17 protein-coding genes and 2 pseudogenes are annotated in these 18,581 nt (G+C 61.4%); 11 read left to right on the forward strand and 8 right to left on the reverse strand.

Going from position 1 to position 18,581, the window contains the following annotated elements; translation table 11 throughout:
• Positions 1 to 115 precede the first annotated feature (115 nt).
• The 4 genes from SLW74_RS08540 to arsC all read right to left on the reverse strand — a co-directional run bounded on the left by SLW74_RS08540 (position 116) and on the right by arsC (position 2,662).
• The gene (locus SLW74_RS08540) at positions 116 to 799 is read right to left on the reverse strand and encodes a GntR family transcriptional regulator (RefSeq protein ID WP_410928622.1); all 684 of its coding nucleotides are present in this window, start codon (positions 797 to 799) and stop codon (positions 116 to 118) included.
• A gap of 90 nt (positions 800 to 889) precedes the next feature.
• Positions 890 to 1,561 (reverse strand): DNA-3-methyladenine glycosylase I, encoded by a 672-nt coding sequence (locus SLW74_RS08545; RefSeq protein WP_122622243.1) that lies wholly within the window; start codon positions 1,559 to 1,561, stop codon positions 890 to 892.
• Positions 1,562 to 1,706: 145 nt separating this feature from the next.
• Positions 1,707 to 2,312: an NAD(P)H:quinone oxidoreductase gene (wrbA, locus tag SLW74_RS08550; protein WP_065992832.1), complete on the reverse strand. Its 606-nt coding sequence runs from the start codon at positions 2,310 to 2,312 to the stop codon at positions 1,707 to 1,709.
• Positions 2,309 to 2,662 (reverse strand): arsenate reductase (glutaredoxin), encoded by a 354-nt coding sequence (gene arsC / locus SLW74_RS08555; RefSeq protein WP_065992834.1) that lies wholly within the window; start codon positions 2,660 to 2,662, stop codon positions 2,309 to 2,311. Before arsC ends, wrbA begins: the two co-directional genes overlap by 4 nt.
• 135 nt (positions 2,663 to 2,797) lie before the next feature.
• Between arsC and SLW74_RS08560 the strand changes: the two genes are divergently transcribed.
• Positions 2,798 to 3,265 carry a TlpA family protein disulfide reductase gene (locus tag SLW74_RS08560; protein ID WP_065992836.1) on the forward strand — a complete coding sequence of 156 codons (468 nt, stop codon included), beginning with the start codon at positions 2,798 to 2,800 and terminating at the stop codon, positions 3,263 to 3,265.
• A gap of 44 nt (positions 3,266 to 3,309) precedes the next feature.
• Here SLW74_RS08560 and SLW74_RS08565 read toward each other — a convergent pair whose 3' ends face one another.
• The 3 genes from SLW74_RS08565 to SLW74_RS08575 form a co-directional block, all read right to left on the reverse strand.
• Positions 3,310 to 3,822, reverse strand: coding sequence for a GNAT family N-acetyltransferase (locus SLW74_RS08565; protein WP_410928623.1), 513 nt, complete (start codon positions 3,820 to 3,822; stop codon positions 3,310 to 3,312).
• 218 nt (positions 3,823 to 4,040) lie between these two features.
• A complete protein-coding gene (locus SLW74_RS08570) occupies positions 4,041 to 5,117 on the reverse strand; it encodes an ATP-binding protein (protein WP_410928624.1) in 1,077 nt (358 codons plus the stop codon).
• Positions 5,114 to 5,842, reverse strand: a complete 729-nt coding sequence (locus tag SLW74_RS08575) for a response regulator (protein ID WP_410928625.1) — start codon at positions 5,840 to 5,842, stop codon at positions 5,114 to 5,116. Before SLW74_RS08575 ends, SLW74_RS08570 begins: the two co-directional genes overlap by 4 nt.
• 160 nt (positions 5,843 to 6,002) lie before the next feature.
• Between SLW74_RS08575 and SLW74_RS08580 the strand changes: the two genes are divergently transcribed.
• From SLW74_RS08580 to SLW74_RS08620, 9 genes and pseudogenes are all read left to right on the forward strand, one after another.
• Positions 6,003 to 7,157 (forward strand): efflux RND transporter periplasmic adaptor subunit, encoded by a 1,155-nt coding sequence (locus SLW74_RS08580; RefSeq protein WP_410928626.1) that lies wholly within the window; start codon positions 6,003 to 6,005, stop codon positions 7,155 to 7,157.
• Positions 7,158 to 7,173: 16 nt separating this feature from the next.
• Positions 7,174 to 10,311: a multidrug efflux RND transporter permease subunit gene (locus SLW74_RS08585; RefSeq protein WP_410928627.1), complete on the forward strand. Its 3,138-nt coding sequence runs from the start codon at positions 7,174 to 7,176 to the stop codon at positions 10,309 to 10,311.
• Positions 10,311 to 11,807, forward strand: coding sequence for an efflux transporter outer membrane subunit (locus SLW74_RS08590; protein WP_410928628.1), 1,497 nt, complete (start codon positions 10,311 to 10,313; stop codon positions 11,805 to 11,807). The genes SLW74_RS08585 and SLW74_RS08590 overlap by 1 nt, the downstream gene beginning before the upstream one ends.
• A gap of 158 nt (positions 11,808 to 11,965) precedes the next feature.
• Positions 11,966 to 12,490 (forward strand): GNAT family N-acetyltransferase, encoded by a 525-nt coding sequence (locus SLW74_RS08595; protein WP_410928629.1) that lies wholly within the window; start codon positions 11,966 to 11,968, stop codon positions 12,488 to 12,490.
• Between the two features lie 146 nt (positions 12,491 to 12,636).
• A complete protein-coding gene (locus SLW74_RS08600; protein ID WP_410928630.1) occupies positions 12,637 to 13,080 on the forward strand; it encodes a GNAT family N-acetyltransferase in 444 nt (147 codons plus the stop codon).
• Positions 13,081 to 13,346: 266 nt separating this feature from the next.
• Positions 13,347 to 13,859 carry a hypothetical protein gene (locus SLW74_RS08605; protein WP_410928631.1) on the forward strand — a complete coding sequence of 171 codons (513 nt, stop codon included), beginning with the start codon at positions 13,347 to 13,349 and terminating at the stop codon, positions 13,857 to 13,859.
• Between the two features lie 7 nt (positions 13,860 to 13,866).
• The gene (locus tag SLW74_RS08610) at positions 13,867 to 14,307 is read left to right on the forward strand and encodes a DUF421 domain-containing protein (RefSeq protein WP_065992844.1); all 441 of its coding nucleotides are present in this window, start codon (positions 13,867 to 13,869) and stop codon (positions 14,305 to 14,307) included.
• Positions 14,308 to 14,875: 568 nt separating this feature from the next.
• Positions 14,876 to 15,595 (forward strand): annotated as a pseudogene (locus SLW74_RS08615) (PAS domain-containing protein); the annotation flags it as partial.
• 15 nt (positions 15,596 to 15,610) lie between these two features.
• Positions 15,611 to 15,880: pseudogene (locus tag SLW74_RS08620) on the forward strand (methyl-accepting chemotaxis protein); the annotation flags it as partial.
• 114 nt (positions 15,881 to 15,994) lie between these two features.
• On the opposite strand, the gene SLW74_RS08625 reads toward SLW74_RS08620, so the two are convergent.
• Entirely contained in the window at positions 15,995 to 16,417 is a 423-nt protein-coding gene (locus tag SLW74_RS08625) for a response regulator (protein WP_083233264.1), read from the reverse strand.
• A 201-nt stretch (positions 16,418 to 16,618) separates the two neighbouring features.
• Between SLW74_RS08625 and SLW74_RS08630 the strand changes: the two genes are divergently transcribed.
• Complete coding sequence (locus SLW74_RS08630; protein ID WP_410928632.1) at positions 16,619 to 18,430, forward strand: ABC transporter ATP-binding protein; 1,812 nt, start codon at positions 16,619 to 16,621, stop codon at positions 18,428 to 18,430.
• Positions 18,431 to 18,581: the final 151 nt, after the last annotated feature.

An 18,581-nucleotide genomic window follows, 5' to 3' on the forward strand; every position in this document is an offset into this window, starting at 1 on the left:
ACAGATCGCGGCGCGGAGCAACTTCACTATTGAGGCAAGAGTGCCGCGAACGACGTCCTGGGTCTTGACCGATTTCACCCTCGCCAATGACGAAATCGGCATAGCCGCGATTCGTTCAGATCTCGCTGAGCACGGCATGAGGCAGGTGGGCGTAGAGGGTTCGGCAGACGCCGATGATGTGGTGCTCGATCAGTTCGGCCGCTTTGTCCACGTCACGATCGGCACAGGCCTTGAGAATCTCGCGGTGTTCCAGGTCGGCGCGCTCTTTGCCTTCTTCAAAGCTCATCTGCACCCGCAGGTAGCGTTCAACCTTGTCGTGGATCGAGCGAATCATGTTCAGCAGAAACGGCCGCTGCGCCGCTTCATACAGACAGGTGTGAAACGCCCAGTTCAGCTCGGCCCAACGCCCGATGTCGTCGTCGCGCATGAATTCGTCACAAATGGCCCGGGCCCGGTCCAGCTGGGCAGCGGTCATTCGCGGCACGGCGAGGCGGATGGCTTGCACCTCCAGCAGCACCCGCACTTCAAAGATCTGCGCCAGCTCCGGCTCGGAAATCCGCGTGACCACGGCCCCCTTGTTGCGCTGGAATTGCACCAGCCCTTCGGCTTCCAGACGCTTGAGCGCTTCACGCACGGGGATCTTGCTGACGTTGAACACCCGGGCGATGTCGTCCTGACGGATCGGCTCTTCCTCGGCGAACTGGCCGGAGATGATCGACTCGCGCAGGTACTTGGCAATGACCTCGGACGCGGAGGGCGCGACACCGAGGTTGGGGGCGTCTGGAAGAAGAAAAGGCACGCAGATGACTCGAAAAGGGCGGATGCCGAATATTGTATACGACGTCCGATTTGTTACGCGCTGTGTCTGCTCACTCCACCGGCAAAACGATCAATGGTTTGCCGTGTACGACAGCATCATCGACAGCTGGCACATCGGCCGGCCGCTGTCCGCATGCCACTGGTTGAACGCCGCTTGCACCGCCGCCTGATCACGCTGGCTGCTGGGCACGCGATCGACGATCTTCTGCGCATTCAGCGCAGCGACCACGTCATGGCTGGGAATGAAGGTGTCTTTGCCGACCATCCGCAAGAAGCGCGGCGATGACAGCCCGCCCATCTGATTGCCGTGTTTGAACAGGTAACGCCACAGCCCGACGATATCGGTCACCGGCCATTCGGCGATGAAATTGCCGAAGCTGCCATGTTCGTGGGCGATGTCCAGGATCAACTGCGCATTGCGCGGCACGCTCTTGAGCTTGCCCAGGTGACGGATGATCCGCGCGTCCTGCATCAGGCGTTCAAGGTGATCACCGCCCATCAGCGTGACCTTTTCCGGATCGAAGCCGAAGAAGGCCTGCTCGAAGGCCGGCCATTTGGCGTCCACCAGGCTGTGCTTGAGGCCGGCACGAAACACCCGCAGCGCCATGGTCGACAGATACCGGTCGTCGCTGAGGGCTTTGAGTTTTTTCGGCGTGGCGGGGGTCGGCAGATGCGCCTCGAGGGCGGCGACGGAACCAAAGCGGTTGAGGCAGTATTCATGGAGCCATTTGTAGTCTTGCATGCCCTCTCCAAAACAAAATTCATGTGCGCGATTGCTGGCGTAGCGCATTCCGAGTGCTGACGCAGAACCCCGGCAGGGGCTCTGTGCTTTGACCCGGTTTGAGCAAGGGGTTCCAGCAATCGCGCGCGAGCAATGCCTTGAGCTGTTAGCCCTTGGGCGGATCGAGCAACAGCGCGGTTTTCGCCAGCCGCTGACCCAGGGAACGGCACAGCGTGGTTTCGTGCTCATCCAGCGCGCGCTTGCCGTCGGCGCCGGCGTGATGACTGGCGCCATAAGGCGTGCCGCCGCCACGGGTTTCAATCAGCGCCGCTTCGCTGTAGGGCAGGCCGCTGATGAGCATGCCGTGGTGCAGCAGGGGCAGCAGCATCGACAGCAACGTGGTTTCCTGACCGCCGTGCAGGCTGGCGGTGGAGGTGAACACGCTGGCCGGTTTGCCCACCAGTGCGCCGGTCAGCCACAGGTTGCTGGTGCCGTCGAGAAAGTACTTCAGCGGCGCGGCCATATTCCCGAAGCGGGTCGGGCTGCCCAGGGCCAGGCCCGCGCAGTTTTTCAGATCATCCAGTGTGGCGTACAACGCGCCGGCCTCCGGAATGCTCGGCGCCACGGCTTCGCAGTCGGTAGACACCGCCGGCACCGTGCGCAGGCGCGCTTCCATGCCGGTCATCTCGACGCCACGGGCGATCTGCCGCGCCATCTCCGCGGTCGCGCCGTTACGGCTGTAAAACAGAACCAGAATGTACGGCGCGGTCATGGCAGGATCTCCAGAATGTTTTCCGGCGGACGACCAATTACAGCCTTGTCGCCGACGACGAGAATGGGGCGTTCGATCAACTTGGGATGGGCCGCCATGGCGGCGATCAGTTGCTCGTCGCTCAGGCCGGTGTCGGCCAGGTTCAGGGTTTTGTACTCGTCCTCACCGGTGCGCAGCAGTCCGCGAGCACCGATGCCGAGCTTGCCCAGCAGCTCGCGCAGTTGCGCGGCATCGGGCGGGGTCTCGAGGTAGTGAATGATGGTCGGCGTCAGGCCGCGGGCTTCAAGCAATTCCAGCGTGCCACGGGATTTGGTGCAACGCGGGTTGTGATAAAGCGTGAGATCGGTCATTTGCGGGTCGCATCTTGCCTGAGGTGGCGGCTATTCTACCTGCGTCACGGTAACGACCGGTAACACGCGGCGAGCGATGCACAATCGGCGCAGCGTGCAGCTGGAAATAAAGAGCACCTAGAAGGAAACGGCATCATGGCAAGGCGATTCGCAGCGGCGGCAGCACTGATTGGAAGTCTGTTGCTCAGCGGGTGCGGCGTGGATCTGGGCACGGACCAGAATGGCGAGAAAGTAGCCAGCAGCCGCGTCGACAAACACTGGCTGGTGGTCAATTACTGGGCTGAATGGTGCGGTCCGTGCCGAACTGAAATCCCCGAACTGAACAAGTTGTCCGAGCAGGTCAAAGGGCAGAACGTCAGCGTGTTCGGCGTCAATTTCGACAACCTCCAGGGCGAAGACCTGAAGAGCGCCAGCAAAGCGCTGGGCATCACCTTCACCGTGCTGGCCCAGGACCCGGCCGATCACTACGACCTGCCGAAAAGCGAAGCCCTGCCGGTGACCTACATCATCGACGACAAGGGCAAAGTGCGTGAGCAGTTGATGGGCGAACAGACCGCGGCGGGGGTGATGCAGAAGCTGGCGGAGTTGAAGGGGAAGGGCTGAGGCAGATCAAGTCAGCTTAGGTTCACAACGGGATTGCTCGCTGATTAACGCTCATCGGCCAGAAGCGCCCAGCGCTCGTGATCGCACCAGACTCCGGCGATCTGAAGGTATTTCGGGGAGAACCCCTCTTTCCGAAATCCCAGGCGCTTGACCAGCGCGATTGATCGCACATTTTCAGGCTGAATATTGGCCTCGATACGGTGAAGACCCAGCTCTTCAAAGGCGTACCGCGTCGTCAGTTTTACCGCCTGGGACATTCTTCCCGTCCCGGCAAACGAGACCATGCCCCAGTAGCTGAGGTACGCGTTCTGAAATCCTTTATAGAAAATCTGGCTCAGGTTGGTGACTCCAACGATGTGACCCGATTCGGTATCGCGAGCCAGCAGCCCAACGCTAGCGCCTGTGGTCTGAGCGGAGTACCACTCCTCGAAGCCTGAAGCGGTTATGAACGGCTGTACCCAGCGGCCGTGATAGTCCCGGCTTTCCCGGTTGGCGTGGAGAAGCTCGTCGATATCGGCGCGCGTTACCCGGGCGAGCTTGACGTCTGACATGTCCATAGTCTCTTCTCGTTACCTGCTTTCCCGGTGGCATCTTTGGGTTGTTGGCGCCTATCTTGCCGGAAGGGAGCCTATGACCTGCGAATCTTTGATTTCATGATGAAGATGAAACTGCCCTGAGTTCAATCAGACTGAATGTTCGGAGTGCGCTGGCGACCTAGATAGTGGCTCGTCATCAGCGTCCGCTATCGGCCAATAGCCGACATTGAGTTAAGGGGCTATGCCTGAGCCACCGGCTTGCTTACCGGCCAAGAAATAATGAATAAGCTCCCCACTCCAGAGGCCTGGCATATCGCATGACCGGCATGGGCCTCTGCGATAGCTTTGACCACTGCGAGCCCTAGACCACTACCGCCGCTCTTGCGCGAGCGCGAGGGATCGCCACGACGAAAGGCCTCGAAGATGTCGGCGGCCAGTGCGCTGTCGATGCCGGGGCCGTCGTCTGCCACGCTCAGTTGGCAGTCGTCGCCTACCTTTTGCAGACGCACCCGCACATTGCCCGGATCGGCATGGTGCAGGGCGTTTTCCAGCAGCGCCATGAGTGTCTGGCGCATGCGCAGCGCATCGCACTCCACCAGCAAGCTGGCGTCCAGTTCGTTATGCAGGTGAAAACCCTTGGCGGCCAGGGGCGCGGCGAAGGCCTGCAATACGGTGCTCAGTTCATCGGCGAGGCGCACGCTGGTTCGTTGTATTTCCAGATGGCCGCTGTCCTTGAGGCTCAGTACGCGCAGGTCTTCGATCAAACGGTTAAGTCCCTCCACCTGGCGCAGCAGTCCCTCGAACAACTCACTGCTGGGGTCGAATACCCCTTCGGCCAAGCCCTGCAGGCGCCCGCGCAGAATGGTTACCGGTGTGCGCAGTTCGTGGGCGATGGCGGCGTTCCAGAATTCGCGCTCGCGGGTCATGCTCTGCAGGCGCTCGGCCATGGCGTTGAAGTCGCGCACCAGTTGCGCCGTCTCGCCCGAGGCCTGTGCGTCCAGCGGTGCGCGGGCCGTGAGGTTGCCCTGGGCCACTTCACGCAGGCTGTGCGCCACCGAATTCAGCGGGGTGATCAGGCGCCGCGACAGGCGAATGGCGACGAACACCGACATGCCCAGTGCGGCGGCTATGGTGCAGCCGATCCAGATCATCTCTACCCGTGAGGGTATCCAGGTTTCGGAGATGCTGTTCGGCATGTAAGCCACGGCGATGGCGTAGAACACGTAGGAGCCGAACACGGCGATGAAGATGATGCCCAGCGCCATAACCGCCAGAGACTGGATGAACTGCCGGCGCAGGCCCGGTGTCGTTTTCATGACTCGACGCCGAAGCGATAACCCACGCCCCAGACGCTGTTCGGCACGCCCTGGACATCCAGCGCTTCGAGCTTCTTGCGCAGCTTGCTGACGTGGCTGTCCACGGTGCGCTCCTGGGTATCGCCTTCGGGCAGACAGTTTTCCAGCAGTTCGGTACGGCTGAACGCGCGTTTCGGCGCGCGCATCAGGCAGGCCAGCAGCTTGAACTCGGTGAGGGTCAGATCCAGGGTGTGTTGCTGGCCCTCACGAAACACGCTGGCTTCGTGGCTATCTAGGTCGATCCGGAACGCGCCCACTCGCAGCATCTGTGTGGCGGCGGGCGCGCTGCTCAGTGTGCGGCGCAGAACCGCTTGCACCCGCGCCACCACCTCGGCCGGGTTGAAGGGTTTGACCACGTAGTCGTCGGCACCCAGGCGCAGTCCCATCAGCTTGTCGATGTCCTGATCGAGCGCGGTGAGCATGATCACCGGGGTGTTGTCACGGGAGCGGATTTCGCTGAGTACCTTCCAGCCATCGAGCACGGGCATCTGCACGTCGAGCAGCAGTAAATCCGGCTTGAGTGTCTGGTGCAGGGACAATGCCTGCTGCCCGTCGCTGGCATGTTGAGTATGCAGGCCGCTGCGTCGCAGGTAGGCGATGAGGATATCGGCGATCTCGGCCTCGTCCTCGGCGATCAGTACCAGTGCCGGTGTGGCAGTGCTGGTGCGCGCGTTGAGATCGGACATGGGCAGGCTCGCAGACGGTGGCGTTGGAGTTTATCGCGGCCTCCATGCTTTCTCCACAAAGCCTCGAATCATTCGCAACAGCGCTGTTCCAGACTGCAGCCTCGATCAGCTCCCGGACTCCATCAAGTCGCCGGGCGCAGGGTGTAACGAGGAGTGGGTTATGGGCAGCAAACAGCGGCATCTGAGCAGTGTGCTCGCAGGGCTTGCCGTATTGGCACTGGCAGGGTGCGATTCGGCACCCGAGTTTGCCGAAACGTCCGCGCCTCTGCAGGTGTCGGTGATGACATTGATGCCGCACGAACTGGCGATCAGCGAGGTTCTGCCTGCGCGTGTGGCTGCCGTGCGCAGCGCCGAGATTCGTGCGCAGATTGGCGGCATCGTGCAGCACCGCCTGTTCGAGCAGGGCGCCGAGATTGAGGCCGGCGCCGTGTTGTTCCAGATCAATCCAGCGCCGTTCAAGACCGAAGTCGACAGCGCCGCAGCCGTCTTACAGCGCGCCAATGCTGCTGTGGCACGGGCGCGGCTACAGGTCGAGCGTTTGGCCCCGCTGGTGCAGGCCGAGGCAGTCAGCCGCCAGACGTATGACGACGCCGTGGCGTTGCGCGAGCAGGCCTCCGCCGACGTTGCCCAGGCCAAGGCGACGCTGGCACGGCGCAAGCTGGATTTGCAGTTCGCCAGCGTCGAGGCCCCGATTGCCGGGCGCATCGATCAGGCGCTGGTCAGCGAAGGCGCGTTGGTGTCGCCGAGCGATGCCACGCCCATGGCGCGCATTCAGCAGATCGACCAGGTGTACGTCGACGTGCGCCAGTCCGCCTCGGTACTGGACACGCTGCGTCAGCAGGCGGGTTCGGCGACCCCGGAACTGGGCGTGGACATCCTCGGCAGCGACGGCAAGCCACTGGGCATGCGCGGGCGCATCCTGTTCTCCGGCATCGAGGTGGATGCCGGCACCGGTGACGTGCTGCTGCGCGTGCTGGTGGACAACCCGCAACGCCGCCTGCTGCCCGGCCTCTACGTACAGGCGCGGATTCCCCGGGCGCATTACTCGGCCGCCCTCAGCGTGCCGCAGCAGGCGGTGACCCGCACAGCAGGTCAGGCCAAAGTGTGGGTGGTTGATGCCCAGGGCCAGGTCCAGCCGGAGTCCATCGAGGTCGGTGAGCTGCTCGGGGGCAATTATCGCGTGGTGTCGGGGCTCAGCGCCGGGCAGCAGGTGGTTATCGAGGGTATCGAACGCTTGAGCCCCGACGCTCAGGTTGCTACGCGACTTTGGCAGCCCGCCGCCACCCACGAGCAACTCAACGCCGCTGCGCGCTGATTCCGGAGAAACACTCATGCCACAGTTCTTCATCAACCGCCCGGTGTTTGCCTGGGTGATCGCCCTATTTATCGTACTGGTCGGCGTTATCGCTATACCGCAGTTGCCCATCGCCCGTTACCCATCGGTGGCGCCGCCGTCGGTGACTATATTTGCCGCCTATCCAGGGGCCTCTGCACAGACGCTCAACGACTCGGTGGTGAGCCTACTCGAGCGTGAGCTGTCGGGCGTGAAGAATCTGCTGTACTTCGAGTCTTCAGTGGACACCTCGGGTAGCGCGCAGATCACCGCCACCTTCAAGCCGGGAACCGATGCGGAGCTGGCCCAGGTCGATGTGCAGAACCGCATCAAGGCGGTGGAGTCGCGCCTGCCCCAGACCGTGAGGCAAAGCGGCCTGCAGGTGGAATCCGCCGCCTCGGGCTTTCTGATGATGGTCGGCCTGACTTCGCCCAACGGCCAGCGCGATGAAGTAGCGCTGAATGACTATCTGGCGCGCAACATCGTTCAGGAGCTGCGCCGCATCGACGGCGTGGGACGCGTGCAACTGTTCGGCGCCGAGCAGGCCATGCGTGTCTGGGTCGACCCGAACAAGCTCACCGCCTATGGCCTGACCATGAACGAACTGTCCCAGGCCATCGAGCAGCAGAATGCGTCGATTGCCCCCGGGCGGATCGGCGACGAGCCAGCGTTGCCAGGCCAGCGCCTGACCTTGCCACTGACGGTGCAGGGGCAATTGAGCACGCCGGAGCAGTTCGCTGCCGTCGTCCTGCGCGCCGGTAGCGATGGTGCCAAGGTGCTGCTCGGGGACGTGGCGCGCGTCGAGCTGGGTGCGCAGTCCTACGGCTTCTCCAACCGCGAGAATGGCCTGGCCGCGACCAGTGCCGCTATACAGCTTTCGCCCGGGGCCAACGCCGTGCTCACCGCCTCACAGGTGCGCAAGCGCCTGGCGGAACTGGCGCCGAGCATGCCGGCGGGCATGACCTACTCGGTGCCGTTCGACACCGCGCCCTTCGTCAAAGTGTCCATCGAGAAGGTGATCTACACCTTGCTCGAGGCCATGGCGCTGGTGTTCCTAGTGATGTTCCTGTTCCTGCAGAACCTGCGCTACACGCTGATCCCGGCCATCGTCGCGCCCATCGCGCTGCTCGGCACTTTCGCGGTGATGCTGCTGGCAGGTTTCTCGATCAACTCGCTGACCATGTTCGGCATGGTGCTGGCCATCGGCATCATCGTCGATGACGCCATCGTGGTGGTAGAGAACGTCGAGCGGCTGATGGCCATGCAAGGATTGTCGCCGAAGGAAGCGACTACGCGGGCGATGCAGGAAATCACCGGGGCAATTATTGGAATCACCCTAGTGCTCACCGCCGTTTTTATCCCCATGGCGTTTGCCAGCGGCTCCGTGGGGGTGATCTACCAGCAGTTCACTCTGTCGATGGCGGTGTCGATCCTGTTCTCGGCCTTCCTAGCCCTGACTCTGACACCGGCGCTGTGCGCCACGCTGCTGCGTCCAGTGAGCGCCGACCATCATGTAAAACGCGGCTTTTTCGGTGCCTTCAACCGTGGTTTTGAACGCCTCACCGCGAGCTACGGCGCGCGGGTGGGCCGCCTGGTCGGGCGCAGCGGGCGGATGATGGCGGCCTTCGCAGTGATCTGCGCCGTGCTCGCCGTCGCTGCCGCGCAGTTGCCGTCGGCTTTTTTGCCCGAGGAAGACCAGGGCTACTTTATGACCTCCATCCAGCTGCCCACGGGCGCCACCAGCGAACGCACACTGGAGGTGGTCAAGGCCTACGAGGCCCACGTTGCCTCGCGTCCGGGACTGGACGCCAACCTGGTGGTTCTGGGATTCAGTTTCGCCGGTTCTGGTCCCAACGCCGCGATGGCTTTTACCATGCTCAAGGGTTGGAATCAGCGCAATGGCGCCACTGCCGCGGAAGAAGCCGAGCTGGCGCAACTGGCCATGGCGGACAACGTAGAAGGCACTGTAATGAGCCTGATGCCGCCGGCCATCGACGAGCTGGGCACATCTTCGGGTTTCACTCTATTTCTGCAGGACCGCGCCAACGGGGGCGAAGCCGCGCTGCTGGCGGCGCAGGCGCAACTGCTGAAGCTGGCGGCGCAGAGTGAAGTGGTCAGCGATGTCTACCCTGATGGCCTGCCGCCCGGCGAGAGCGTTCGTCTGGAGATCGACCGGCAGAAGGCTGAGGCCATGGGCCTGTCCTTCGCGGCGGTGAGCAGCACGCTGTCGGCGGCCATGGGCTCGCTGTACGTCAACGACTTCCCCAATGCCGGACGCATGCAGCAGGTCATCCTGCAGGCCGACGCCTCGGCGCGCATGCAACTGGATGACGTGCTCGGCCTGCGCGTGCGCAATGCCGGCGGCGGCATGGTGGCGCTGCGCGAGGTGGTGAGGCCGGTATGGAGCAAGTCTCCCCAGCAGATGATGCGCTTCCAAGGCTTCCCCGCCGTGCGTATTGCCGGTGGCGCGGCTGCGGGCGTGTCCAGCGGTGCGGCGATGGCCGAGATGGAGCGCCTGGTGGAGCAGTTGCCGCAGGGTTTCGCCCTGGCCTGGACCGGGCAGTCGTTGCAAGAACAACAGTCGGCCGCGCAGGCGCCATTGTTGATGCTGCTCTCGGCGCTGGTGGTGTTCTTGGTGCTTGCGGCGCTCTATGAGAGCTGGTCGATCCCATTGTCGGTGATGCTGGTGGTGCCACTGGGGCTGCTCGGTGCGGTGGCGGCGGTGATGCTGCGTGGGATGCCCAATGACCTGTTCTTCAAGGTGGGGATGATCACCATCATCGGCCTGTCGGCGAAGAACGCCATCCTCATCGTCGAGTTCGCCCGCCAGTTGCATGGCGAGGGGCGCACGCTGGTCGACGCTGCCGTGACCGCAGCACGCCAGCGCCTGCGGCCGATCCTGATGACCTCGCTGGCCTTCACCCTCGGCGTGGTGCCGCTGATGCTCGCCTCCGGCGCCAGCGCGGAAACCCAGCACGCCATCGGCACCGGGGTGTTCGGCGGCATGCTCAGTGGCACTCTGCTGGCGGTGTTCTTCGTGCCGGCCTTTTTCGTTTTCGTTATTGGCACGCAGGAGCGCTTCAGCGCCTGGCGTGCGCAGCGTGGCGCAACCGCGCTGCCCCGGGAGAACCCGTGATGCGTTTGTTAGTAATCCTCCCGCTGCTAGTCTGTCTGAGCGCCTGCTCGCTGACGCCGACTCTGGAGCGTCCGGCCGCACCTGTGCCGGCGAGCTTTGCTATGGCCACTGTCACACGGGTCTCGACGCTGCCGGCCAGTGCTCTGGGCTGGCGCGAGATGTTCGCCGACCCGCGCCTGCAGCGGCTGATCGAGCTGGCACTGGCCAATAACCGCGATCTGCGGCTGGCCACCCTCAACGTCGAGGCCGCGCAGGCACAGGCGAACATCCAGCGCGCCGCGCGTTTGCCGGGCGTGGGGCTGGAGGGAACGCGCACGCGTGAACGCGCCCTGAGCGTAGATACCAGCGGCCAGACCAGCCGCGCGGTCAACCAGCAGACCGGGGTGAACGTCGCCCTCAGTGCCTTTGAGCTGGACCTGTTCGGTCACGTACGGGCACTTTCCGATGCGGCGTTCGCGCGCTATCTGGCCAACGAGGAGGGGCGCGATGCGGCACAGATTGCCTTGGTCGGTGCGGTGGCCGAGGCCTACTTCGCCCAGCGCCTGGCTGACGAGCAACTGCAGCTCACTGGACGCACCCTGGCCGACTGGCAGCAGTCGCTTGAGCTGGCACGCCTGCTCAAGCAGGCCGAGCAGAGCAGCAGCCTGGATGTGGCTCAGGCCGAAGGGCAAGTGGCCCAGATCGAAGCCGACCTGCAGGGGCGCCAGCGTGCATTGGCGCAGGCGGATAACGCCCTCCAGTTGCTGGTGGGCAGCGAGCTGCCAGGCGACCTGCCAGCTGCTTTCGCGCTTGAGTGTCAGCCTCTGATTAGGCGTTTGCCAGCTGGATTGCCCGCTGATCTATTGCTGAATCGGCCAGATCTGCGTCAGACCGAGCAGATGCTGGTGGCTGCTAATGCCGATGTAGGCGCGGCGCGGGCAGTGTTCTTTCCGCAGATTTCCCTGACCGCGTCGTTCGGATATGCCAGCACCTCGCTTGGCAGTTTGTTCGACCCGGTAGGGCAGGTCTGGCGTTTCGCTCCACAGATTTCCCAGCCGCTGTTTCAGGGCGGGCGCCTTCGTGCCGAATTGCGCCTCGCCGAAGTGCGCAAATCCGAAGCGGTCGCGCAGTACGAGCGCGCCATCCAGACCGCCTTCCGCGAGGTGGCCGACGCTCTGGCGGGAACCGCTACTTTTGATCTCCAGATCGAGGCGCAACTGCGCGCGGTGAGCGCCGGAGAAAAGCGCCTACAACTGTCCGACCTGCGTTACCGCGCAGGCGTCGATGGCCGTCTGGAACTGCTCGACGCACAGCGCCAGTTGCAGGCCGCACGGCAGACGCAGCTAGAGTTACGGCGTGAAGAAATTTCCAACCAGGTGGCGCTTTACAAGTCCCTCGGCGGCGGCCTGCATGAGCGCGATCTCCCGGAAACTGTCGCTGTCAGAGCAGCTCTGGCCCCTCATTATCGGACTAACGGCGTCGTCCATTGCGATCATGGGTTCCGTGGAAGCCAGTAAGGGCGTTGCGCGGGCTCGCTGGAAAACGCTGCGTATGGGTTGTGCGCAGGCGTCGGGGTCGCCTCGTTCAGCGTATTCATGTCCACTATATTTAGTCGCACGATCTCACTACCAGTGAATCTTGCGAAACCATTAGCAGAGCGTTCGAGGATTTCAGAATGGTCAAACTCCTTATGGCTAACGTAGGTACTCTCAACGATTTTAAAACTGCTCTCCAAGACGCGTTCCGAGTAGCGGTAGAAGCTGATTTAGGTCAGCCGCTTGAAGAGCCAATTCCTCCTGATGCGGACATAGAGCAGTCCATCGCTGTTGACGGGGCTGCTACTTACTGGATCATGGAGAACGATCAGCGTGTCGGTGGTGCAGTTTTGGTAGTTGATGAAATCAGCCATCTAAACTCACTGTCCTTCTTCTTCATTTCAACCAACCAGCAGAGTCGTGGGCTAGGGCTGCAAGCCTGGAAAGCAATAGAGAACGAGTATCCAAACACCAAGGTCTGGGAAACCGTCACCCCACATTTTGAGAAGCGAAACATTCACTTTTATGTAAATAGGTGTGGCTTCAAAATTGTTGAGTTCTATAACAAATTTCATCCGGATCCAAACCAGACTTCGGGTCAGGTCCATCTAGAAGGGGAGGACAATGAGATGCTCAGATTCATGAAGGTTATGGACCACAAGTAAATTATCAACCAATCCTTAAGCGGCTGCTTTTGGCCGACAATACCTGACGCTTAGTGCTCGCGCTGGGGCTAAGACATGGCCGTCAGGGTTTGCAAAAAGCTAAGCGGGCTCTACCATGTTGCCTCGCTCTATCGAAGGCTAATGGAATGATACTCAAACTCAGGCAAGGCTGTGTGACTGATCTCCCCGCCATCTACCGAGGTGAGGAGAGTTATATTCGATGTTGGGAGCCGGATCATGAAGCTGCATGGCGCTCGCAATTGGAGCGGCATCTGACGCTTTGGGTAGAGAATCTCGACCGACTGACAGTCGCGGTCATGCGGGGGCAGTTCGCGGGCTATATGTTATGGGCGGCCGAACACAGGTGCGCCGAGCTTTGCACTATTCACGTAAGGCCAGACTTTCGGCGGCTCGGCGTGGGAAAGGCACTCCTTGATGCTTATCTACGCGATGCGGCACGGCAGGGTTTCAAGCATTGTCGTTTAAGCGTGCGGCCTGATAACCCTGCGAAGTTGATGTACTTGACGGCAGGCTTTTCATGCACCGGCACCGGTCGCCATGAGTACTTAACATACGAGCGTCGGGCGTGACGGTCCGCACTAAAGATTGACTCTCGATCGATAACTACTGTCAGAAATAAGGTATTTCAGGTATTGCTAAGCGCGTTCCCGCAAATGTTTGTTCATTGCGAACGACGGCTTTCGACCCAAAGCAGCCGCCAGCCTAATCGAAGCGCCGACTCCAAAGACGAGCTCACCGTCTCAAACACCCCAAGCAATCAGCAGCGCACGCTTACCCCACCAGAACTTCCCAAAGACCAAAGCGGTCACATCGCTAGTCCCGACGAGTGATGCGTATGAGCCTCTTAGAGCAGGAAATGCAGGACCGTGTACACCCCGTAGCCGAGGACCTTACGCTGCAGCGTAAAGTCTGGCGGTTCCAGAGGGTGGGCTGGTATGTGCTGACGGCGGTTGTCATCCTGACGTTGCTCGGTTTGTTTTCCAGAGGCCCGCTCAGTTCGCTCGAAACGGTGAGTGAGCAGGGTGACCTGACGGTGCAGTACGAGCGTTTCCACCGCGCCGGCGGGACCAATCCGATGATCGTTCAGGCCACGGGGCAGCCGGGCAAAGAAATTACGCTGTCGATTAGCAAGCCCATGCTGGATGGCTTCAGCATCGAGTCTATCCAGCCGCAGCCGGCCAGCTCCGTGGGCAGTCCCCAAGGTTTGAGTCTTACGTTCCCTACCGACAAGAGTGGTCACGTCACGCTCTTCATTTCATGGCGCAGCGACGGCATCGGGCTGTTTAAAAGCCAGATCAGTGTCGTGGGCGGCGGCCACATTCCCCTCACTCAGTTCATCTACCCATAGGTGCTCAATGGATGCCGTACTACGCGCGGGTGCGATTTACCTTGCACTGATGGTGCTCTTCAAGATTTCTGGCCGACGATCATTGGGCGAGCTGACGTCGTTTGATTTTGTGCTGCTGATGGTCATTGGTGAAGCCACCCAGCAAGCGCTGCTGGGCGATGACTTCTCCGTGACCAATGCGATTCTGGTGATTGTGACGTTGATGGTGATCGACATCGGCCTTTCCCTCGTCAAGCGGCGCTCCAAACGCTTGGCCAAGCTGATCGATGGGGGGCCGACGATCATCGTCGAAAACGGCGCGTTCCTGCGCCATCGCATGCACGAAGCCCGTGTCCAGGAGGACGACATCCTGGAGGCCGCCAGAATAGAGCAGGGCTTCGAGCGGGTGGAGCAGATCAAGTACGCGATCCTCGAGCGAAACGGCAAGATCTCGATCATTCCTGCGTGATCATCTGCCCCGACACGGCCTGATGGGAGTAGCTTCCAGCGCCGCAAGCGGCTTGGTCAGCAGGGGCACCCCAAGGCTGGATATCAGATCTGGCCGTTGCTCCCTCCGCGCAGCTCGTTTGAAACACACCTCGCAAGGGTGGCCCCTATTACTGAACAATTTCAGCGAGTTGACGGCCATTTATTCAGCCAGGCCGATAAAGTTTTGGTCGCTGAAGACGATACGAATGGCAAGGTGCCATGGAGGAGGCCCGTCACGCATTTCGAGTGTGTACAACATGTCCAATTTTTTCCTTCTTCGCCGTGATCGTCGCGCGCTGAAGCAACTGCTGGCCTCGATCATGAGCGGCAACAATCCTGAGGTCGCCCAGTGCAAAGAAGGTCCAGCGGTCCTGGATGCCTGGCGCCTGATCCAGTCCTCTCATGATCAATATCAATCCCGCATAGGCCTGCTCGAGAAGGAGCTTGAGGATGCCCGCGAGTTGCTTCGCGAATCAGCAGCCTCCGCGTCAGCGCACGAGATCCGATTCGATCTCGTCAATCGCGCGTCCAGTGAAGGTCTTTGGGACATGGAGGTCGTGGCCGGCGACCCCGTCAATCCCGGAAACCGCTTTTGGTGGTCGCAGCAATTCCGCAGCCTTCTGGGCTTCAAGGATGAAAGGGATTTTCCGAATGTGCTCGCCAGTTGGGCGGATCGGCTCCATCCGCAGGACAAGCAGGCAACGCTCGACGCCTTCGCTCGTCATCTCAACGACAAGTCCGGAATGACCCCGTACAAAGTCAATAACCGGCTCGCCATGAAAGACGGTTCGTATCGTTGGTTCCACGCACAGGGTGAGACACTCCGCGACGAGCGAGGCACGCCCATCCGTGTCGCCGGCTCGCTCCGGGATATCCATGACCAGTTGGAGCGGGACCAGGAGCATGACGTCATCATCACCAGATTCGAGCTGGCTCGGGAGATGCTCTCGGATGGGCTGTGGGATATGGAGGTCATTGCCGGCGACCCTGTAAATCCCAAAAACCCGTTCTGGTGGTCACCCCAGTTCCGTCGGTTGCTGGGCTTCGAAACGGTCGAGGAGTTTCCAGATGTCTTGGACAGCTGGGCATCCAGGCTGCACCCGGATGACAAGGACAGAAGCCTCAGCGCTTTCGGGGCTCATCTGAATGACCGATCAGGCAAGACACCTTTTGATATCGAGTACCGGCTGAGGATGAAAAGCGGCGAATATCGGTGGTTCCGTGCGCGAGGCCAGACCAGGCGTGACCCCGCCGGCCTGCCTGTGCGCGTAGTCGGTGCCCTTGTGGACGTCAACTTGCAGCACGAGCAGGAAGTTCTGAGGGAAACAGAGGTCAAGCATCAGCAGACGCTTGAGCACAATATCGAGCAATTGTCCCAGATCGTGGGGACGATCCAGAGCATCGCCAGCCAGACCAACCTTTTAGCCCTGAATGCGGCTATTGAGGCTGCACGTGCGGGGGAGGCGGGTCGGGGCTTTGCAGTGGTTGCCGACGAGGTTCGCAAGTTGGCAACGCGCACCACTGAAGCCACTGAGCAGGCAGCCGGCATGATTGCCCGCTAGCCCTTGCTTCCTTCAACCCCCCTGGTTCCTTGAACCAGGTCGAGGTCTGAAAAGCAGTGGTTCGGAAAAAGACTCTCCAACGCAAACGCCCTGGGATCGGCAGGATCACTGTCGGTTTATGGCCAGGGCTAATGCGCGCCGACAAATCGTACCTATGTCCAGGGAATGCCAAGGTTTGGGGATGAACAGTGGGGCATATCCAGACTCCAGGATTTGTTGCCCTCGTCCCCCCGAGGACAAGATCACGGGGATGCGGGGCCAATGAGCCTGCACCCGATTGGCCAGGCCGATACCGCTCAGCCCCCCCGGCATATGAATATCAGACAGGATGAGATCCGCCCCTCCTGAGGTCTCGCACAACCATTCCCAGGCGTCGTCGCCTGTCTCTGCTGTTACGACCTCGAAGCCTTCCGTCTCTAAAATTTCGTGGATCAAACTGCGGATGAGCCAGTCGTCTTCCACCACTAAAACGGTTGATAACACTGTCATGAGCCCATGCTGGTTTGTCGTGCAGTTGGACTGGGCCACTGTCTGCGGGTTCCCGCTTCCGATACAGCGGTAGTCTAGGTGTGTTTGTCCGGTTGTACCGCTCTAATTCAATGGTGTGTTGTTGTATCCAAGGCCTGAATCGCCCCTGATCATCTGGACAGCTATGAACAAGATCGACAGAGCGTGCCGAACTAGCCGGTACAATCCCCCGTCACTGACAACCCGGAGCCTGGGCCTTTAATGTCGTTGTTCAATCGTTTGACTGCATTTTCAACCCAGAGCGGCAGGGCGGTCGGCCTGGTCTGGGCGACTTCCCGCCCCTTGTTCAGCGGCTTGATCGTGGCGACGCTGATCGCCGGCATCTTACCCGCGCTTGCCGCCTGGATCGGCCAGCGGATCGTCGATGCGGTGGTTCAGGCGATGCAGATCCATGGCAGTGGCAGCCAGGCGCCGGTATGGCCTGTCCTGCGTTATGTGTTGGCTGAGGCAGGCGTACTGGCGTTGCTGGCCGCGGCGCAACGGGCGCTTTCAATGCAACAAGCGCTCCTGCGGGTGCAGTTGGGGCAGAAGGTCAACCTGATGATCCTGGAAAAGGCCCAGACCCTTTCGCTGCTGCAGTTCGAAGACTCAGCCTTTTACGACAAGCTGGTGCGCGTGCGCCGCGATGCGTCGGCCCGGCCACTGGGCTTCGTCACAAAAGGCCTGGGACTTACGCAAAACCTTATCTCGCTGGTCAGCTTCGCGGTGCTGCTGGTGCATTTTTCCCCTTGGGCGCTCTTGATCCTGGTGTTCGGTGCGCTGCCGGTGTTCTTCGCCGAGACGCATTTTTCCGGTAATGCCTTCCGCCTGTTTCAGCGTCGCGCCCCGGAAACCCGCCATCAAAATTACCTGGAAGCACTGCTGTCCCATGAGTCGCACACCAAGGAGGTCAAGCTGTTCGGCATGGCGCCGTTGTTGCTGCAACGCTACCGCGACAACTTCACGCGCCTGTACGCCGAAGACCGTCGGCTAACCGTGCGACGCGACGTCTGGGGCTTTGTCCTAGGGCTATTGGGCACTGCCGCGTTCTACGTGGCCTACGCCTGGGTGGTACTGGACACCGTGCGCGGCCAGACCACACTGGGCCAGATGACGATGTACCTGGTGCTGTTCAAGCAAGGCCAGGTCGCCATCACTGCCAGCCTCAGCGCGATTGCCGGTTTGTACGAGGACGGCCTGTACCTGTCCGACCTCTATGAATACCTTGGGGTGCCGGTGGCACCTGTACGCGGCACGCTCAAGGCCGGTGCACGCCCGGGCGACGGCCTGCGCTGCGAGCGCTTGGGGTTCCGCTACCCGGGTGCAGCGCACGCCACGCTCAGCGACATCAGCCTGCACCTGACGCCTGGCATGAGCCTGGCCCTGGTGGGCGAAAACGGCTCGGGCAAAACCACCTTGATCAAATTGCTCACCCGGCTCTACACCCCTGACGAGGGCCGGATCCTGCTGGACGGCAGCGATTTGCAGGACTGGGACGAACAGGCTTTGCACCAGCGCATCGGGGTGATCTTTCAGGACTACATCCGCTACCAGATGACCGTCGGCGAAAACCTTGGGGTGGGTGACGTCGACGCTTTCGATGACCAGGACCGTTGGCGCGAAGCGGCCACTCAAGGGATCGCCGCCGAATTCATCGAACGCTTGAGCAACGGCTATCACACGCAGCTGGGGCGCTGGTTCGTGGGTGGGCAGGAACTGTCCGGCGGGCAATGGCAAAAGCTGGCGCTGTCACGGGCCTACATGCGCCGCGGGGCCGATCTGCTCATTCTGGACGAACCGACGGCCGCCCTCGACGCAGCGGCCGAGGCTGCCGTATTCGAGCACTTCCGCGAGTACGCCAAGGGGCGCATGACGCTGCTGATCTCTCACCGATTCTCCAGCGTGCGCAACGCCGACCACATCATCGTGCTGGATCAGGGTCGGATTCTGGAACAAGGCACCCACGTGCAACTGATGGCGGGCGGCGGGCGCTATGCGAGCCTGTTCGACATCCAGGCGCGTGGGTATCGGTGACGACCCAGGCTGGCCACTGACGAGTCAAGACTGAGTTGGGTAGGGGCTTGCAACAAACCCTTACCCCACGTCACGAAAAGTCTTCGACCACCGCTCCTTGCACAAAACCGTCCCTGCACTATGGTTCTGCCTTAGGTAGTACGCGACCGAA

This window comes from Pseudomonas sp. W5-36, assembly GCF_046540455.1.
GTDB lineage: Bacteria > Pseudomonadota > Gammaproteobacteria > Pseudomonadales > Pseudomonadaceae > Aquipseudomonas > Aquipseudomonas graminis_B.

Bases quoted from the DNA above. Each gene is read 5' to 3' on its own strand.
- SLW74_RS08630 (WP_410928632.1), top strand. From the start codon at position 16,619: ATGTCGTTGTTCAATCGTTTGACTGCATTTTCAACCCAGAGCGGCAGG.
- SLW74_RS08565 (WP_410928623.1), bottom strand. From the start codon at position 3,822: ATGGACATGTCAGACGTCAAGCTCGCCCGGGTAACGCGCGCCGATATC.
- SLW74_RS08585 (WP_410928627.1), top strand. From the start codon at position 7,174: ATGCCACAGTTCTTCATCAACCGCCCGGTGTTTGCCTGGGTGATCGCC.
- SLW74_RS08545 (WP_122622243.1), bottom strand. From the start codon at position 1,561: ATGCAAGACTACAAATGGCTCCATGAATACTGCCTCAACCGCTTTGGT.
- SLW74_RS08595 (WP_410928629.1), top strand. From the start codon at position 11,966: ATGGTCAAACTCCTTATGGCTAACGTAGGTACTCTCAACGATTTTAAA.
- SLW74_RS08575 (WP_410928625.1), bottom strand. From the start codon at position 5,842: ATGTCCGATCTCAACGCGCGCACCAGCACTGCCACACCGGCACTGGTA.
- SLW74_RS08580 (WP_410928626.1), top strand. From the start codon at position 6,003: ATGGGCAGCAAACAGCGGCATCTGAGCAGTGTGCTCGCAGGGCTTGCC.
- SLW74_RS08610 (WP_065992844.1), top strand. From the start codon at position 13,867: ATGGATGCCGTACTACGCGCGGGTGCGATTTACCTTGCACTGATGGTG.
- SLW74_RS08570 (WP_410928624.1), bottom strand. From the start codon at position 5,117: ATGAAAACGACACCGGGCCTGCGCCGGCAGTTCATCCAGTCTCTGGCG.
- SLW74_RS08605 (WP_410928631.1), top strand. From the start codon at position 13,347: ATGAGCCTCTTAGAGCAGGAAATGCAGGACCGTGTACACCCCGTAGCC.
- wrbA (WP_065992832.1), bottom strand. From the start codon at position 2,312: ATGACCGCGCCGTACATTCTGGTTCTGTTTTACAGCCGTAACGGCGCG.
- SLW74_RS08600 (WP_410928630.1), top strand. From the start codon at position 12,637: ATGATACTCAAACTCAGGCAAGGCTGTGTGACTGATCTCCCCGCCATC.
- SLW74_RS08560 (WP_065992836.1), top strand. From the start codon at position 2,798: ATGGCAAGGCGATTCGCAGCGGCGGCAGCACTGATTGGAAGTCTGTTG.
- SLW74_RS08590 (WP_410928628.1), top strand. From the start codon at position 10,311: ATGCGTTTGTTAGTAATCCTCCCGCTGCTAGTCTGTCTGAGCGCCTGC.
- arsC (WP_065992834.1), bottom strand. From the start codon at position 2,662: ATGACCGATCTCACGCTTTATCACAACCCGCGTTGCACCAAATCCCGT.